A 16542-nucleotide genomic window follows, 5' to 3' on the forward strand; every position below is an offset into this window, starting at 1 on the left:
GCACAAAGCAAAGAGGAATTAACACAAAGCAAAGAAGAGTTAAAACGGGCGCTCTTTCGAATTGCACAGTTGGAGAAGGAGCAACGGGCCTAAAGAATTAATCAAGCAAGAGGGCTGGATGTGAATTTTCCATTTGAAACCATGCCTTGGAAGCCTTAATTTTATTGGTTTTTTGGAGAGATAGGGGATATATGGAAGAAGCCTGGGACAAGGCATTTAACGACAAAATAAAAAAGCTCTGTAGAAAATAAAATCTACAGAACTTTTTTATTTATTTTATAATTCAAAGAATAAAACGGAAATTTCCCTCAAGATACTATTTACAAAAAATCTAAGAACGCACCGGCTTCGCAGCAGTCCCGGCAACGCCCAGAATCCTGGAAAACGCATTCAAAAATACATAAAGCAAAACCGTATAAACTCCCAGAGCAATGGTATTCTTCACCAGACGTATCGTCAGAAGATACTGCCACTCCATCCCGTACATCAGATGAAGCCAAAAGGTTGACAGGGTACAGGAAATAACAAATTCCGTAAGGCCGCCCAGAAGAGCCCGCCCCGGTGTGATCCTGGTACGGTAGAGGAACATGCCGAAGAGAAAACCCATAAGGGCATAGGTCAGTGTAAAGCCCGGAAAAAATGGTGCAGACTGGGGAGTAACAAAGAAGCTTATTACATCACCGGCGATTCCCACGGTCATACCCATAAGGGGGCCGCCGTAAAAAGCCGCCGCTGCCAGAGCCAGAAATGCAAGGCGGAATTCCAGAATTTCGGAAAACCGGATGTTGAAGAGTGACAATACAACGTAGAGGGACACAAAGAGTCCGCCTAAGCATATGCCCTGTACGCTGTGGATGTTTTTTAGCTGTTCCCTGAAACGGAACGCATGTTTGGAACATAATTGCATAAAAAATACACCTCCTGTTGTGTGGTAGGTTAAATGAATGGTAACGGTACGGGCGTAGGTGTGAAAATGCTTGCATTTTCACACCTATGCGGCATTCGCCGCATGTGTCAGAAAATCTGAATCTGGCCTGGTGTGCAAACACCCCATTCCAGATTCAAATTTTCTGACACGCCCTGCTCATTGCTAAAGTAAATAATAGTCCCTTCACACATGAGATGTACTCATCTGTAGCAACGGGTGCGGATAATATATCGTAAGACGAACGTATACATACGCTCACTTTTCGTTTCGAGGCGACTCCCCATCCATCGAACACTTGACGCATAGAATCCTACTTCGCTATTATTTATGAAACCCATTATAACAGGTATTTACGGAAATGCAATAGGAAAAGATAATTTTTTAACAAAGTTTTGGCGGCATAAGGTCAGAGGATTGGGAATAGGGAGTGAATATTTGTGATTACCGGATGTATTGCTTGTAAAACCAGGAATTTTATTGACAATAGTTAGAGAATTTGATAGCCTGTAAACAGAAATTCAGCTCAAACATTTCACAAGAAAATGGCATGGAACTTAAAACAGCAGCAATCCCACAGAGCACAAATCAATTTACAGGCACATGTATCGGTGACTGGAAATTGAATTAGAGCAGGGTGTACTGTGAGAAATGCTGCGGAACTTAGAATAGGAGGTTACCTATGGAAATTTTATTTGACACTGCCAATTTGGAGAGTATTCAAAAATACAGCCAGATTTACCCCTTTACGGGCGTTACATCCAACCCCAGCATTTTGAAGGCAGAGGGAAAGATTGAATTCTTCGCCCATATGCGTGAGATTCGTTCCATCATTGGAATGGAGAAAACCCTCCACATTCAGACCATTGCGGAGGATTTGGACGGTATTTTAAGAGATGCGGACGCTATTCTGAAAAATGTGGATTCCCGTGTTTTTATTAAGATTCCTACCACAGAGGCGGGCCTGCAGGCCATTATGAAGCTGAAAAGCCAGGGCGTGGGCGTAACGGCTACCGCCATTTATTCTAAGATCCAGGGCTTTATGGCAATCATGGCAGGAGCGGACTACATAGCGCCTTACCGGAACCGGATGGAGAACTTGGATGTGAATTTTGCGGAGGCAATCTCGGCATTTCGCAATGGAATCGAGGAGAACCATGCAAACTGCAAGATCCTGGCAGCCAGCTTCAAGAACATTGCCCAGGTAAATAAAGCGCTTCTGGCAGGCGCCCATACGGTGACCGTTCCGCCGCAGCTTCTCCATTCCACTTTCCAGATGGCTTCCGTTCAGAAAGCCATTGATGATTTCCGCTCAGACTGGGAGAGTGTACAGGAGGCCAAGACGATTGGTGACTTGCAGGGATAAAAAATAACTGCGGTTTTTATATGCGGGTTAGCGTATGAATAAAAATATAAGGAAAGTTAAAAGAGCTGATAAGTGTAATTCGAAGATTTGTACACTATCAGCTCTTTTGGATTCCGGCTTTTACTCCTGCTTGTAAGAAATAGAACTTGCCAATTTTCCGGAAAAATGGTATACCTTAAGAATGATTGCAAGGCGTTGAGACAGGATGATATGTGCAGATGTCCGTTCCAAAGCTGGGAAGAATGTTAGTGCAGGGATACAATATTGCATAAATATCGAAGTATTGTGTGCCTGACCATGTAAGACTGTATTGGGAACGGGCTTTTTGAGAATATGAGGTAGAATTATGATTTCGGATGCTTTTCTGGATGCGGTCCTTGATACCTTGAGGACCCTGCCCTTTTTATTTGCGGCTTTTTTGGTCATTGAGGCCATGGAGCATTATTCCAATCAATACAGCAGCAAGGTGCTGGCGAGGGTGGGAAAGGCCGGGCCTTTTCTGGGGGCGGTTCTCGGATGTATCCCCCAGTGCGGTTTTTCGGTGGCGGCGGCCAATCTCTACTCAGGAGGGCTGATTACCCTGGGGACGCTTCTTGCGGTGTTTCTTTCCACCTCCGATGAAGCGGTTCTGATTCTTCTGGCCCACCCGGGGAGCGGTAAGGTGATTGGCTCTCTGTTGATCTGGAAAGTGGTTATCGGGATTGGAATGGGCTGCCTTATGGATGCGCTGTTTCGGAAGCGGAAAGAGGAAAAGCACATAGAGGAAATGTGCAAAAACTGCGGATGCAGCGATACCAGCGGGATCTTTCGTCCGGCAATTCTCCATACGGTGCGGCTGGGGGCATATCTTCTGGTATTTACCTTTTGCCTGAATCTTGTTCTGGAGCTTGTGGGGATAGAGCAGCTTTCCAGGATTTTAGGAAAAGATACTCTGTTTCAGCCATTTCTGGCGGCACTTCTGGGGCTGATTCCCAACTGTGCTTCCTCGGTACTGATTACGGAGCTCTATCTATCCGGGGGATTAAGCTTTGGCTCTGCCATCGCCGGACTGTGCGCCGGGGCAGGTGTGGGCGCAGCGGTACTGTTTCGATCGAATCATCCATTGGCGGAGAATGTAAAGATTCTGGTTCTTCTCTATGGATGTGCGGTGATTTCGGGGATACTGCTTGGAAGAGTGATGTGAGGTATTCCGAAACAGCGCTCAGCCACAGTACCGTGTAACCTTTGATGTAGACGTTACAAACTTTCTTTCACAGATAAAAAAGAAAAACTATTCTTTTACATTCTCCTTTGTTTATGCGGTAACGAAATGCGCAAATGAGATTGAGGAGTTCCGCTTCCGCTTTGTAGAGGGGAAGCCTGCGATTTTTGATACAATCAATACATCATTTACATATCTAAACAAAGAAACAGAGTTTTTTAAGGCAGTGAATGTTCCCATGCAGGAAAAAAATAGAAGATTATGTTGCGTTAGCCAAAAGAACAGAGGAAAATCAGACAGCGTATTTTACTGGGCCTATGGCAAACGACATTTACCAGTTTTCGCCTTTCCCCTGGGTGTCATATACCCATATTTCCCATACGGATTCCGGGAAAAAGACAATGCGGTGCCGTTGTTTGACTGGGGAAAATTTTACGAAAAGGGCGAAAGGATATGGATGCCCTTCTCCGTGCAAGTGCATCATTCATTTGCTGACGGTATTCATATCGGAAAGCTTGCCGAAAAGCTTCGGAATTATTTAAATGAGTTTGAGTAAAAAGCAAAGGATGGCCTGTTTTTTACGATAGAAAATTTTGCACCGAATAATGACAGAATGAAAACTCTGTATCTGGAGCGATGGAAAGACTATCAGTATAAGAACGGGAGGAGCCGGGAGGAATGTGAAAATCATGTGCTTCGATACAACAGGGAGTATTTCCCAATCACTATCCGGGAACAGATCCATATATTGCACAAATGTGGATTTGAGCATGCGGAAATTTTCTGGTGTTCCTATATGCAGGCCGGAATTCTGGGAATAAAATAGAGCTCTTTGCATTAGGATGCACTCATAAGACAGTATTAGAAACATTTTCGGAAACGGTGCAGTTAAGCAATGTCATTAAGTTAAGCTCTAAAAGCTTGTGAAGGCTTCGGGCAAGAACCGCCACCCCTTAGCGGGGCGGCCCTCCTCCCCTACGCCGGTCATTTTCCAGAGCTTAACTTAATGACATTGCGCAGTTAAGGGTTACTTTTCATATATGACAGCAATATCATGTATTTTACCCTTCATATTTTGGCGGATATGGGGCGGCTCCAAACATTCACATTTATTCCCAAAACCCAGAAGAATATCGTAGTAATAGTCGTTTTCTACGAAAGGAAAATCTACAATATAATACTCGTCGCCGTCTGGCAAAAAATTCTCATAGGTACAATAATCAAGCACCCTGTCCACTATGGATTTATGAATACGGAGTTTGATTTTTATTTGCATGGTTTCCAAAATTTCCGAGAAGTCTAAAATTGGCTTTTGATATTTTCGCGGTGTGAAATTCTCATTCAGTATTTTTAGATTTGACATACGGGATATTCGGAATAGACGGAAATCATTTCTTATATAGCAATATCCTTGCAAATACCAGTGACTGCCTTTTAATACAAGCTGATACGGCTCTGCTGTCCGTACTGTTTTATTTCCATAGTGAGCCACATATTCAAACAAAAGCAGCCGGTTTTTCTGTAAAGCGGATTTGATTATTTCCAAATATGTCCGTATGTTACTGCTTCCTGTCCAGTGGCTCAAATCTATGTTTATTTGATTTGCTTTTGATTCAATATCCTTTGCTCTTTCGGCGGGAATAAAGCTCTTGACTTTTGCAAGCGCATGTACTATTTCATCACCCCGTACCATACTTGAAAGACTGGAAAGCCCCATTAAAAGCGCAGAAAGGTCATCCGCAGAGAAGAACTTATTATCAATCTTGTACTCTTGCATAATTTCAAAGCCGCCGCCCACACCTGGCGTTGAACGAATCGGAATGCCAGCCATATTGATAACGTCTATGTCACGGTAAATTGTACGGGGGGAGACTTCAAACATATCTGCTAATTCTTGTGCGCCTATCCGCTTTTTATCAAGGAGAATCATAATAATGCTGACAAGTCTGTCTATTTTCATTTGACATTTGCCTTTCAAAATTTCTTTTTCTAATTATAGATTGTTGCCATATAGCTGTCAATAATTGCGGGTTATAATAAATGAAGTCAAAATAAATCAGGTTACTGTTCACAGTAACTAAATCAGTCCAGCCCGTTAGGAGGAAACAGTATGCAGAAAAAAGCCTTAGTAGTAATAGATATTCAAAAAGACATAACAAAGAATTACAAAGATATTATTGGCAATATCAACAAAGCCATTGATTGGGCCGTTAATAAGGAGATTCATGTTGTTTATATCAGACATGAAAATTTGTCGGCTGGCACAAGAACATTTAAGCCCAATACACCCGGATCTGAATTTGCTTCCGATTTGAAAATAGTGTCAGAAAACATTTTTACAAAATACAAGGGAAACGCATTAACCAGTGAAGCATTTATGGAATTTATTCGGCAGAATGAAATAAGTGAGTTTTACATAAGCGGAGCGGACGCAGCTGCTTGTGTTAAATCTACCTGTTACAACCTGTGTAAAGCAAATTATGGAGTTCATGTATTATCAGATTGCATAACCAGTTATGATAAAAAGAAAATTGATGAAATGCTGCGCTATTATGAAAGTAAAGGAAGTAGGATTATTAGTCTGAATGATTTATCGCTTTAAGATTTTTCCCTTTTACTTTTTGATAAGGATGGAAAGAAGAAAAATTTCCGTGGGGTAAAGCGTTTAACGATATCGCTGTTGGCAAGATGCTCCAGCCGGTCGGGGAGGGTTCCGAGGGTTTGGGAAGCGCCATATTTCTGTTTTAAGGATCGTTCTAAGAGATAGTCACAGATTTCCGGATTTTTTGGCAGGAGAGGGCCGTGGAGGTAGGTGCCGATGATATTTTTGCAGACGACGCCCTCATAGCCGGAGGCTTCCGTATTGCCGCAGCCGGAAATAACCTGCCCAAAAGGCGTGTGATTTCCGATATAGGTGCGTCCTCCATGATTTTCAAAACCCACAACAGGGCGGGAAGAAAAAGTCAGGGAGCTGTTCAAAATAATATTTCCGACCAAACGTTTTGATTCCCATTTGGTGTAAATATCTAAAATTCCAAGTCCCTCAAGAAGCATATCTCCGGTCTGATAATAATTTCCAAGAAGCTGATAGCCGCCGCAGACAGCCAGAACGGTGCCGCCGTGCTCCGCATAGTCACGAAAAGCTTCCTTTTGTCCGGACAGAAAGCGGCAGGCAAGCTCCTGCTCACGGTCAGAGCCGCCGCCTAAGAGTACCAGATCAAGCTTTGTAAAATCAATGGCGCTGTCAGAGGTAAGAGATTGTACCTGTGCTTCTATACCTCTCCATTGGAGGCGTTTTTGAAGACAGCGGATGTTGCCTTGATCTCCGTATAGATTCAGTAAATCCGGATATAGATGGCCGATTGTTAATTTCATATGACATATGCTCCTTTCACTAATTTACACATTACTTCTCCATTCTCTGTAAAAGGCGTTTCATCCGATATAATCCGGAATAGTTGACGAGAATATACAGATTCCCCGTTCCGTGTCTGGTAAGGTCTCGGATAAGACGCCCTATATGCCCGTCAGTCCTGCAGGGAATGTCTTCATATTTCAGCCGAAGTTCCATATCATGACGGCGTCTGCCTGTAGTCGTAATGGTAGAGCAATTGGAATCTGCCAAATATTGAAAATCCACATCCCACAGATAAGAGACATCCTTTCCGTCCGGGGCATTGTCATGAATTTGAATAATCAAATCCTTTGGGCTGGGGTCCTTTCGGATAAGCGAGATCTTCTGCTGGAAGCTGACAGGATTTTTGGCCAGATGAAGCTGTACCCTGGCCCCATGAATAAAAAAAGTGAGCTCCCGATGATTGCCGAAATCAAAATGTGTCATGGTTTTTTCAAAATGTTCCATTGGAGCATTCAAGGCACACAAGGCGGCATAAGCAGCAAGAGTATTGTAAATGTTATAGGGAGCCTGCACTTTGCAGAACAGGCGGGAGGAGCCAAGAGCAAAGGAATAGGCGCCATTTTGAACTGCCGCAGGGGAGATGGTATAGTCCGGTTCCGGGCGCTTCTGTCCGCAGCCGGGGCATCGGTAGATGCCAAGCTGTCCATAATGAAAGAATTCATAGGAAAGCTTCTGCCCGCAGGAGCAGCAGAAAATACTTTCCCGAATCCCGGAACGGGAACAGTCGTCAAAAATCGGCTCGTTGATGCCGTAGGTAACTGCCGGATTGGGGCAGGAGGCCATAAGGGAAGCGGACAGGACATCATCACAGTTAATCACAAGTCTGGCCTTTGGCAGCTTTGAGAGAGCGGTCCGGATTCGCTTGCGTGTCAGATCGATTTCTCCGAAGCGATCCAGCTGGTCCCTGGAAATGTTGGTGAGAAGCACGCAGTCAGGGCGCAGCTTGGGAAGAATATAGAGAGAAGCATTTTCATCAACCTCTAAACAGGCATAGTCGGCGTCAAGCTTTCCGTATCTGTCTGTCCCAAGGACAAAGGCAGAGACAATGCCGTCCAGCATATTTGCTCCGGTCCGGTTGCTGATAACCCTTTTTCCCTCTCCCTTTAGGGCATGGTACAAAATGCTGTTTGTGGTGGTTTTTCCATTGGTTCCCATGACGGCTATGATTTTTTTACGAACCATAGAAGACAGGGCAGGCAGAATCTCCGGGTCAATGGTCCGGGCAAGGTATCCGGGAAACGAGGCTCCATTTCCCAGATGGAAAAAACGAATAAGGATAGCGGCAAGCTTTGCCAGGCGGATAGCCAGTATTCTCCTAAAATGTATCATCAGCTTCATGTTTCATGTCCTTTCCGGGAAAATATAACACGGATTTATCTAATTATCCTCTAAAATTTTCGGGGTAATATAGCAAGGCGGCTTTAAGGTATTCAGGGAGAGGGAAAGGTCCGTAAAAATGGGGTAGTGATTTGGAGTAAAATCTGATAAGATATAAGAAGAAATTCAAAAAACGGGAATTATTTTGGAGGAGCATGATGAAAAAAGTAGGATGGTATCTGATGAGTATCCTGCCGGTACTTATGATGATCGGAGTTCAATTTATTGCAAGTATTGTAATTACGGCATGGTATATGATACGTTACGGTGTGACGGCAGGAGCACAGATGGTTTTTGATAATATTATGGGCATTACGGTTGTCACGCAAGTGCTGACGCTTTTGATTTCGGCCCTCTGGTACTATTTATGGATTGTCCGGGGGAGAAAGCAAAGGGAAAAGGAGAGGAAGCCCCGCTTTTCCCTGCGGTCTGCCGGGATTATCCTTTGCCTTGCAATCGGCGCTCAGTGCTTAATCGGACTGCTTCTTGTGGCATGGCAGTATATAAGCCCCGAGCAGATTGAATCCTATAATGATTTGATGGAGACGGCCGGAATCGGTGAGCTGACCATATTTAGCGCCATTGCAACGGTAATTATGGCGCCTCTTGGGGAAGAGCTTGTGTGCCGGGGCCTTACGGTGGAGTGTCTGAAACGGGCCGGTGCAGGCTTCTGGGTGATCAATGTGGTGCAGGCCGTGCTTTTCGGGATTATGCATCTGAATCTGGTTCAGGGAGTTTATGCATTTCTGGTGGGGCTGATTTGCGGATATCTTGCATTGAAATATAAGACCCTTATGGCATCTATGCTTTTTCATCTGTGCTTTAACGCTTATTCCACCTTTGGAACCGTTATTCTTGAGAAGCTGGAAGCAATGAATTCCTTAGTTTTCAATGTTAGCTGCCTGTTTATTGGCATTGGGGCATTTTTCTTTGGAATCAGTCTGCTTAAGAGGGATGTAAGAGAAGAAGAGGATCCCTTGACGGGAACCGGGATTGGAATATAAGAAGGGCCCATGAAGGAGGAAAGATTGGGAACGAATGAAAGTGAGTATACGGGGGAGCGGCTATTATAATTACTGAAATACCTTTTGCGTCCATGGAATTTTATGGACGCATTTCTTATTAAGAAAGCTCGTCAATTATTCGGTGCCGATGCCATGATGTTGGGGGCAGGAAAATACCCCATGTTAAGCTTTTTATCATAAATGTTAAAAGCAATTGCTTGAAAATAACAATGGTTTTTTGTAAGGTGAACCCAAGGAGGTTTTTTGATGAATGTAGGCGAAAAAATTAAGACAATCAGAAAAATGGCAGGAATGACACAGGAGGAGCTTGCCGAAAAAATGAATGTGTCAAGACAAACCATTTCAAAATGGGAAAAAGAAATTTCATCTCCGGATTTGGAAAGCGCAATTATTTTATGTGAACTATTCGAGATTTCTTTGGACGATTTTCTGAAAGGAGGGCGATCTGTGAAAGAAGAAAAAATATCACTGCAGGATATGATAAAAATAAACCGGCGGAATCAGAAGCTTACAATTTTATTGCTCAGCGGTTTGTTTTTTCTTATGATTGGAGCGTTAGCATCATTATTTATCGTGGCGCTTGAAAATGCCGCCGACAGTATCAAATACATGCTGTACCGGTACATAGCGGTTGGCCAGTATACAAGTGCGCCGGTCAACTACGGGAGGCTTATGGCTCCTGCAATTTTGCTGATTGCAATCGGAGTTATATTGAGCGTGGCTTATGTAATAGAAAGATGGAGGGAGAAAAAGGGAAATGAATCTTAAAAATAAAACGAAAACAGCAATCGCAGGCCTTTTGATAATGGCAATGTGTTTGGCGGCATGTGCTCATAAGCAAAAAGAGAACCCTTATGGTCCTGTAGTTGAAAAATTGGGTGATGAGGATGCCTACGCATTTCTTGATATGGATTATAAAAATTATGTTATGGTAACCTCAGACGGATTGTATGATACAGGGACGGAAAGTCAGGGGGCTATTTATTGTACGGTCTATTATTACGGAAAGGATGGGGCCGTAAACCTTGGAACCATTATGAGCGATGGAACGGCTTATCCTATCTCCTTTTCAGGGGACGGCATTTTTGCGGCATCCGGACACGGCATAGAGAAATATGCCATTTCTGAAAGGGATAATCAGCTCTATCTGAAAAAAGCTGCATATGTGGCGTATGATGAGGATGGAAATGAGCATTATACTTCTGTAACGGACGGAAAGGAAATGGATTCAAGCGAAGAGGAATATGAAGAACTGGCAGAGGAATACAGGGAAAGCCAGATTATACACTTTTCTTATGGCGCAGACGGGTGCGTGAATGAAATAATTGAATACTAAGGCAGCTGCAAAGCTTTTGGTACGGAACAGTTACAGCTTTTGAAAAAAAGGGACAGAGCAGGCCGGTATATGGCCCGCTCCGTCCCTTTTTTAGAATTCGGTGTCTCTTGGAGCGGAATTGTACTGTAATCCCAAAAATGCATTGAAATCTTTGTTATACATCTTTTCCAGATCCTTACTGTATCCAATCACCATGTGAGGCTGTTCGGCCGAGTAGATCTTTAAAGCTTCCTGGGTGTTTCCCTCAGACAAGCTGATGCCGAACATATTTTTTTCTCTGGTAAAGAGACGCATTTCGCTTACGCTGTTCCTTCCGGTACGCCTAAAGTAATATCCCCAGACCAGATCCTTATTGGCCAGAATCTTAGCCTTGTTGCCCTGCATGTAGATGGTCCATCTTTTTCCGACCCATACATCTGACCCAATCAGCCGTGCCTGGTTAAAGTCCTCCTCGATGGTAGCCATGGAGACGGAACTGTCTCTCTGGAGATACTGCTGGATGGACCTGGAATAGGAATCATTGAAAAGGCCAACGGCGCTGAGAACGGCAAATACAATGAGTAAGACGGCACCCGCCATCATAACCCAGAATAACAGGGCATTCACGCCGCCGATGTTTTTCGTATCCAGTTCATAGAAATAGAACACATCGTAATCTGTTTCCGTAATATCTAATTCAGCCAGGGAATCCCGGAAATACCGTTCTGTCTGGGAATCCATCTTATTCCAGACACCGGTGACCGTAACCGGCTCTGGAGGAGCCGTGCTTCCTGTCTCGTCAATGAGATAATCAAAAGTCTGATCGATTTTGGAACTCATTTCCTGCTGTCTGTCAGTTTTCAGGAAAATGCTGTAAAAATACCAGACGGAAGAATTGTTTTCATAATCATCTACCCATTGGAAGGCTATGTAGCTGTAGCCGTCTGTGGAAGTGCTGCTGCCGCCGTATTTCTTTTTGGTGGTAGTGGTGTGCTCTATGTAATCGTACAGGAAAAAGTCTGCATCAATGGTTACGTATTTGCCCTCGTAGGTTGCCGGGTCTTCGGTGATGTCCATACGAGTGGGTCCCGTAATGACATCAAAGATGGCGAATTTTGTAATAGCCAGCAGTATCGCAACACCCACAATGGATAAAGCAATCCGCCAAATGTTTGATTTTCGTGCCTTTTTTCTTAGTGTCTCTAACATATTGTTCCCCCTTAAAGTAGAATGTTTTGTGTGGCTTTATCATAGAGGCCCTCATGTAATAATATATAATAAAATATGATATTTGTCCATAAACATCCTATATAGTTTATGAACCCGTTTTGAAAGGGGAATTTACCTTTGTTAATTATTACATTGCGTCAAAACAGCTCCCATGGGTTTTGTTATCCAAAACCACCGGGAGCTTTATTCCTGCAGGCGGCGAGCCGGGCGGAGATGCTTACATGTCCATTCAACCTTCCGATATTCATAGCAGCAGTCACCTGGTAATGTCATAATAGAAGCAAAGCAGGCGTTCTACATGTTCGCTTTCCATTTGCGGAACATTAGGTAGGAGTAGATTTCCAGTCCCAATACGCCCAGAAGAATGACGGCAAGGGAAATATAGGCCATCCACCGGGTAGAAAGGAAGCCGTTTAATATCATGACAAAGCCCATAACGCAAAAGACAATACCGCCCATGGCGTGGGTTTTTTTCCATACCCATTCACTTTCCAGCGTCCAGGGGTTCTTGATTCCCATGGTATAGTTGGTGCGGAGCTGAGGCATATAGTTCCCAACGGCGATCAGGATAATACCGCAGCCTATGGGAACCAGACGCTCTACGGGAACCGGATAGCCTAAGGCGGCAGTGATGGTGATCCAGGGTATGATATTGAGAAAGACAATCATAACCGTGATAAAAACCTCATAAGCCTTTTGGTGCTTCTCATAGTTCTTCCCTCTGGGATCCAGACGGGGAATCACATGGAATAAAATCAGCATCAGAGCAGGCAGCAGAGCTAAAAATAAGGCGGAAAATTTACCTGTCCAGTTATCCGCTTCCCCATAGATATTCCAATGAATGGGTATCTTATCAGGCAGTAAGGGAAGAACAAACAGATGGCCGATAAATGACAGGGCACAGAGTATAAATAAAAAGATGGTTTGTTTTTTCATGATATGCTACCTCCTTTATAATTGCACAATAGTATTAAAGCAGCTATTGCTGAAAGTCAAAAAACCATTTGATCAGATCCTGAAAAACAGTCATATTCAAGCTGTAAATAATATTCTGCCCTTTTCGTTCGTCCAATACCAGCCCGGCCGTCTTCAAAGTATTCAGGTGGTGGCTGATAGAAGGCTTGGAAATATCAAAGCATTCTGCGATTTCTCCGGCTGTCATGTCCCGGTCGGAGAGAAGCTTTAAGATTCTGCGCCGGGTGGGATCGGACAGGGCTTTAAATGCGTTATTCATTCCATTGATTTTCCTCCCTTCTAAATTAGATATTTAGATAAGCTTCTAAATATCTAATTGAAAAATAGCACAAAAGAAAGAGAATGTCAAGGAAATTGGAGAAAATTAAGAATTATTTTGTAACGGTTCAGGCGGTTTCTTATCTGCTGAGGTATTGACATTTGGCTCAAAAGCGAACACAATAAAATTATCACATGATAAAAACGGTAAATGAGATTTTATGAACAGATTAAAATGATAAGAAAAGAGGCTTGTATAAATATGGAAGAGAGAGGAAAGCAGATTAACAGGGAACGATTGACAGAAACATTTCAGCAACTGGCAGCAATTGATGCCCCCAGCTTTCAGGAGCGTCAGATGGCAGATGCTCTGAAAGAGAGGCTTACCCGGCTGGGATTTGCCGTGGAGGAGGACAAAGCGGGAAGTCTTTACGGGGGAACAGCCGGAAATGTGTATGGCTTTCGCAAAGGAACTCTTGCAGGGCCGCCCATTTTATTTTCCACCCATATGGATACGGTAGAGCCTGCAAGGGGAAAGAAGGCGCTCCTTGGAACGGACGGCCGGATTACCAGTGACGGCACAACCGTTCTCGGTGCAGACTGTATGTCCGGTACAGCGGCTATTCTGGAGGCATTGCAGGAGATTGAGGAAGAGGGCGGTGAATGCAGGGATCTGGAGGTTATCTTTTTCATCGGAGAGGAAAAGCATCTTCGGGGAAGTGAAGTTTTTGACTATACCAGGGTGAAGTCGAAGGAATCTTACATACTGGATCTGACAGGACCGGTGGGGACTGCAGCCTTTCAGGCACCTACGCTGATTCAGTTCCGGATTGAAGTCAAAGGCAGGGCTGCCCATGCGGGCCTTTCTCCGGAGACGGGAATCCATGCCATTGCCATAGCAGCAAAGGCCGTGGCCCGGATGGAGCTAGGCCGTGTGGGTGAAGACATGACCGTAAATATCGGAGCAATTCATGGAGGGGAAAACAGCAGCAATATTGTTCCGGAGCTTTGTCAGCTGGTGGGAGAAGTGCGGAGTTATTCTCATGAGCAGGCCATGGAGCAGACCCGGAAGATAGATGAGCTTTTTAGGGAAGAGGCAGAGAAAGCCGGAGGAAGCAGCAGGATGGATTATCAGATTCGGATCCGTGCCTACCGTACACCAAAGGAACACATTTGCGTCAGGCGGTTTCGGAGGGCTTGCGAAAAGCTGGGACTGCCGTGCACACTGGTAAAAACCTTTGGCGGAAGCGACCAGAGCAATCTGTACCACCATGGCATTCCGGGGCTGGTTCTTTCAAGCGCTATGGAATTGGTGCATTCCTGCCAGGAATATACGGAGGTTTCGGAGCTTGTAAAGCTGACGGAACTTACAAAACTGTTGATGCAGGACAGAGACAGTGCTGATCTCGGTGAGTAATAAGAGTGATGATATTATAAATCTCTTTTAGAGCCGCAGTATAAGGTGATTATCTGCCAAATACTGCGGCTCGCTTTTAGGCTTCTTTCACAGGCTGATAAAGCCGATTCTCCCTCCGCCATTCCGTAGGAGGAATCCCGAACACATTTTTAAAGGCTCTGGAGAAATGAAGCTGGTTGGGGTAGCCTACCAGCTTGCCGATCTCCCCCACGGTTGTCTCGGAGAATTTTAAAAGCTCCGCCGCCCGGTTCATCCGGTAGTAGATGAGAAACTGTTGGGGCGTCTTATTTAATTCATCCCGGAAGATCTTGCCCAGATAGCTCCGATTCAGGTTGCAGAAGATGGCAATATCTTCTACGGTAATGGGATGACTGTAATTCTGCTCAATAAAGCTGATGGCTTCCCGGATATAGAAGTCCTTCAGCCTTCCGGCAGAAAATTCCTTACGGTTAAAGGAAGATTGAATCAGCAGATCTAAAAACAGGTAAAGGTGGCCGATCAGATAAAGGGAGGAATGCTCCTTACCTTGAATAATGGAGAGAAGCTCTTCTTTCATACTGCCCCGCAGCTCCCGGTTAGAGCTCCGGTAGATGGGAGAATGCTCCGTAAGCCCTGCAGTTTCCAGAAATTCCTTTACCCGGAGTCCGTCAAATTCAACCCAGGCATATTCCCAGGGGTCTTCTTTATCTGCAATGTAGGTATTTACCTGCTGTGGAGTAATAAGAAAGCCCTGGTGGTGCTTTAGGTTATAGATGTGAGTCTGGCCAAGGCTGTCTGTATGATGCAGGACACCTTTGCCTTTGATTATGTAGTGAAACAGGTAATGGTTCCGTGAAGCAGGACCATAAGAATGGGCAGGAAGACACTGTTCCCAGCCATATTGGTAAAGCGTTAGATCCATGTAGCGTTCGTTAGGGAAGATGTTAAACAAGTGATTACTCATAGTGCATCTCCTTTCTGGAGGCTGTCTGTCTTGCTCGCATGTCATTTTCTTATTAGACTCTGCTGATCAAAGTCTGTCCAACCTGAATGGTATACATTTTTTGTACAATATTCATAGTCTATTGTCAAGAGGAAGCAGTTTTTCATAAATTCTGTATTTATAAAAATATTCCAAAATAATAGTTACATTATTGTAAAATTGTGTTAGTATATTGTTATATTACAATATAATTGTGAATTTCAAGAGAAATACAGATGGAACACAGGAAGGAAAATTGTACGGTATGAGAACGAGGATGAAAGCAGAGCGGCTGAAGCAAATGGAGGAATATATTTCCAAACGGGAGTTTGTAACGGTAGAGGAATTGAGCGAAAAATTTTCAATTCATAAGAATACGGTACGCTCAGATATCAATGAGCTGGCAGGAAAAGGGATAGTAGAGAAAAAGTATGGAGGGATATCCTGTAAATCCTATCCGGTTCCTACCTCTTATGAAGAGCGAGAGGTTATGAGCGTAGAGTCAAAGCGCCGGATAGGCGCTTTGGCAGCTTCCTTTCTGGAAGAGGAGGATGTTATATATGTGGATTCGGGAACAACGGCTTCCATGCTGTTCTGTGAGCCAACGCTGCTTCCGGAGCATCTGACAATTATAACAAACAGCCTGCCTGTGATTAACCGCTGCTTCCAGAAAACAAATTACAATATCTATGCGCTGCCAGGGAAGGTAGACCGATGGCTGAATTCCTTTGCCAGTTATGAAACGATTGAGAGTCTGAGCTCCTTTAATATTCAGAAAGCATTTTTGGGGACAAGGGGAATTTCTGATAAGGGAGATCTGTCATTGGCCTCTCAGATTGATGGAAAGATTAAAGCAACCATTATAGAAAATGCCCAGGAGCGGTTCCTTATGGCCGAAGCAGAAAAGATAGGACATCCAGCAGTGATAAATTTTGCACATCTTAGTGCGTTTCAGATCTGGATAAGTGATGAGTCAACAAAAAAGGCAGAATATTTGGCAGAAATGATGCAGGTTCGTCTTGTCACTTCTTCTAATGAAACATTTAAATAACAACTATAAAACGCTAAATTAAC

Annotated in this window: 17 protein-coding genes, 1 pseudogene and 1 riboswitch; of the genes and pseudogenes, 10 read left to right on the top strand and 8 right to left on the bottom strand. The window is 44.0% G+C overall.

Features of this window, described 5'->3' with window-relative positions; translation table 11 throughout:
* Nucleotides 1–331: 331 nt before the first annotated feature.
* Nucleotides 332–907 (bottom strand): folate family ECF transporter S component, encoded by a 576-nt coding sequence (locus VSQ61_RS17535; RefSeq protein ID WP_334345681.1) that lies wholly within the window; start codon nucleotides 905–907, stop codon nucleotides 332–334.
* A 229-nt stretch (nucleotides 908–1136) separates the two neighbouring features.
* Nucleotides 1137–1248: riboswitch (THF riboswitch) on the bottom strand.
* 359 nt (nucleotides 1249–1607) lie between these two features.
* Between VSQ61_RS17535 and VSQ61_RS17540 the strand changes: the two genes are divergently transcribed.
* The 4 genes and pseudogenes from VSQ61_RS17540 (at nucleotide 1608) to VSQ61_RS17555 (ending at nucleotide 4318) form a co-directional block, all read left to right on the top strand.
* Nucleotides 1608–2291: a fructose-6-phosphate aldolase gene (locus tag VSQ61_RS17540; protein WP_334345682.1), complete on the top strand. Its 684-nt coding sequence runs from the start codon at nucleotides 1608–1610 to the stop codon at nucleotides 2289–2291.
* Between the two features lie 346 nt (nucleotides 2292–2637).
* Entirely contained in the window at nucleotides 2638–3474 is an 837-nt protein-coding gene (locus VSQ61_RS17545) for a putative manganese transporter (protein WP_334345683.1), read from the top strand.
* 10 nt (nucleotides 3475–3484) lie between these two features.
* Nucleotides 3485–4048, top strand: a pseudogene (locus VSQ61_RS17550) (CatA-like O-acetyltransferase); the annotation flags it as partial.
* Nucleotides 4049–4105: 57 nt separating this feature from the next.
* Nucleotides 4106–4318: a hypothetical protein gene (locus tag VSQ61_RS17555; protein ID WP_334345684.1), complete on the top strand. Its 213-nt coding sequence runs from the start codon at nucleotides 4106–4108 to the stop codon at nucleotides 4316–4318.
* Nucleotides 4319–4519: 201 nt separating this feature from the next.
* Here VSQ61_RS17555 and VSQ61_RS17560 read toward each other — a convergent pair whose 3' ends face one another.
* Nucleotides 4520–5452 (bottom strand): helix-turn-helix transcriptional regulator, encoded by a 933-nt coding sequence (locus tag VSQ61_RS17560; protein WP_334345685.1) that lies wholly within the window; start codon nucleotides 5450–5452, stop codon nucleotides 4520–4522.
* A gap of 150 nt (nucleotides 5453–5602) precedes the next feature.
* Between VSQ61_RS17560 and VSQ61_RS17565 the strand changes: the two genes are divergently transcribed.
* Nucleotides 5603–6094 carry a cysteine hydrolase family protein gene (locus tag VSQ61_RS17565; protein WP_334345686.1) on the top strand — a complete coding sequence of 164 codons (492 nt, stop codon included), beginning with the start codon at nucleotides 5603–5605 and terminating at the stop codon, nucleotides 6092–6094.
* Here VSQ61_RS17565 and VSQ61_RS17570 read toward each other — a convergent pair.
* Together VSQ61_RS17570 and VSQ61_RS17575 are read right to left on the bottom strand one after the other, a co-directional pair.
* Nucleotides 6091–6867: a type 1 glutamine amidotransferase gene (locus VSQ61_RS17570; protein WP_334345687.1), complete on the bottom strand. Its 777-nt coding sequence runs from the start codon at nucleotides 6865–6867 to the stop codon at nucleotides 6091–6093. The genes VSQ61_RS17565 and VSQ61_RS17570 overlap by 4 nt on opposite strands.
* 31 nt (nucleotides 6868–6898) lie before the next feature.
* The gene (locus VSQ61_RS17575; RefSeq protein ID WP_334345688.1) at nucleotides 6899–8248 is read right to left on the bottom strand and encodes a Mur ligase family protein; all 1350 of its coding nucleotides are present in this window, start codon (nucleotides 8246–8248) and stop codon (nucleotides 6899–6901) included.
* 194 nt (nucleotides 8249–8442) lie between these two features.
* On the opposite strand from VSQ61_RS17575, the gene VSQ61_RS17580 reads away from it, so the two are divergent.
* The 3 genes from VSQ61_RS17580 (at nucleotide 8443) to VSQ61_RS17590 (ending at nucleotide 10648) form a co-directional block, all read left to right on the top strand.
* Nucleotides 8443–9291: a CPBP family intramembrane glutamic endopeptidase gene (locus tag VSQ61_RS17580; protein ID WP_334345689.1), complete on the top strand. Its 849-nt coding sequence runs from the start codon at nucleotides 8443–8445 to the stop codon at nucleotides 9289–9291.
* Between the two features lie 267 nt (nucleotides 9292–9558).
* Nucleotides 9559–10080, top strand: coding sequence for a helix-turn-helix domain-containing protein (locus VSQ61_RS17585; protein ID WP_334345690.1), 522 nt, complete (start codon nucleotides 9559–9561; stop codon nucleotides 10078–10080).
* Complete coding sequence (locus VSQ61_RS17590; protein ID WP_334345691.1) at nucleotides 10070–10648, top strand: hypothetical protein; 579 nt, start codon at nucleotides 10070–10072, stop codon at nucleotides 10646–10648. Before VSQ61_RS17585 ends, VSQ61_RS17590 begins: the two co-directional genes overlap by 11 nt.
* Before the next feature lie 90 nt (nucleotides 10649–10738).
* Here the strand turns inward: VSQ61_RS17590 and VSQ61_RS17595 are convergent, their stop codons facing one another.
* From VSQ61_RS17595 to VSQ61_RS17605, 3 genes are all read right to left on the bottom strand, one after another.
* A complete protein-coding gene (locus VSQ61_RS17595; protein ID WP_334345692.1) occupies nucleotides 10739–11836 on the bottom strand; it encodes a DUF6709 family protein in 1098 nt (365 codons plus the stop codon).
* A gap of 315 nt (nucleotides 11837–12151) precedes the next feature.
* Entirely contained in the window at nucleotides 12152–12793 is a 642-nt protein-coding gene (locus VSQ61_RS17600) for an SdpI family protein (protein WP_334345693.1), read from the bottom strand.
* A 43-nt stretch (nucleotides 12794–12836) separates the two neighbouring features.
* Entirely contained in the window at nucleotides 12837–13091 is a 255-nt protein-coding gene (locus VSQ61_RS17605; RefSeq protein WP_334345694.1) for an autorepressor SdpR family transcription factor, read from the bottom strand.
* 261 nt (nucleotides 13092–13352) lie between these two features.
* Here VSQ61_RS17605 and VSQ61_RS17610 point away from each other — a divergent pair, with 261 nt between their 5' ends.
* Nucleotides 13353–14507, top strand: a complete 1155-nt coding sequence (locus VSQ61_RS17610) for a M20/M25/M40 family metallo-hydrolase (protein ID WP_334345695.1) — start codon at nucleotides 13353–13355, stop codon at nucleotides 14505–14507.
* 76 nt (nucleotides 14508–14583) lie between these two features.
* Here the strand turns inward: VSQ61_RS17610 and VSQ61_RS17615 are convergent, their stop codons facing one another.
* Nucleotides 14584–15450, bottom strand: coding sequence for an AraC family transcriptional regulator (locus VSQ61_RS17615; protein ID WP_334345696.1), 867 nt, complete (start codon nucleotides 15448–15450; stop codon nucleotides 14584–14586).
* A 283-nt stretch (nucleotides 15451–15733) separates the two neighbouring features.
* Here VSQ61_RS17615 and VSQ61_RS17620 point away from each other — a divergent pair, with 283 nt between their 5' ends.
* A complete protein-coding gene (locus VSQ61_RS17620) occupies nucleotides 15734–16519 on the top strand; it encodes a DeoR/GlpR family DNA-binding transcription regulator (RefSeq protein WP_334345697.1) in 786 nt (261 codons plus the stop codon).
* Nucleotides 16520–16542 lie beyond the last annotated feature (23 nt).

Source organism: Candidatus Merdisoma sp. JLR.KK006 (genome assembly GCF_036941035.1).
Lineage (GTDB): Bacteria > Bacillota > Clostridia > Lachnospirales > Lachnospiraceae > Laedolimicola.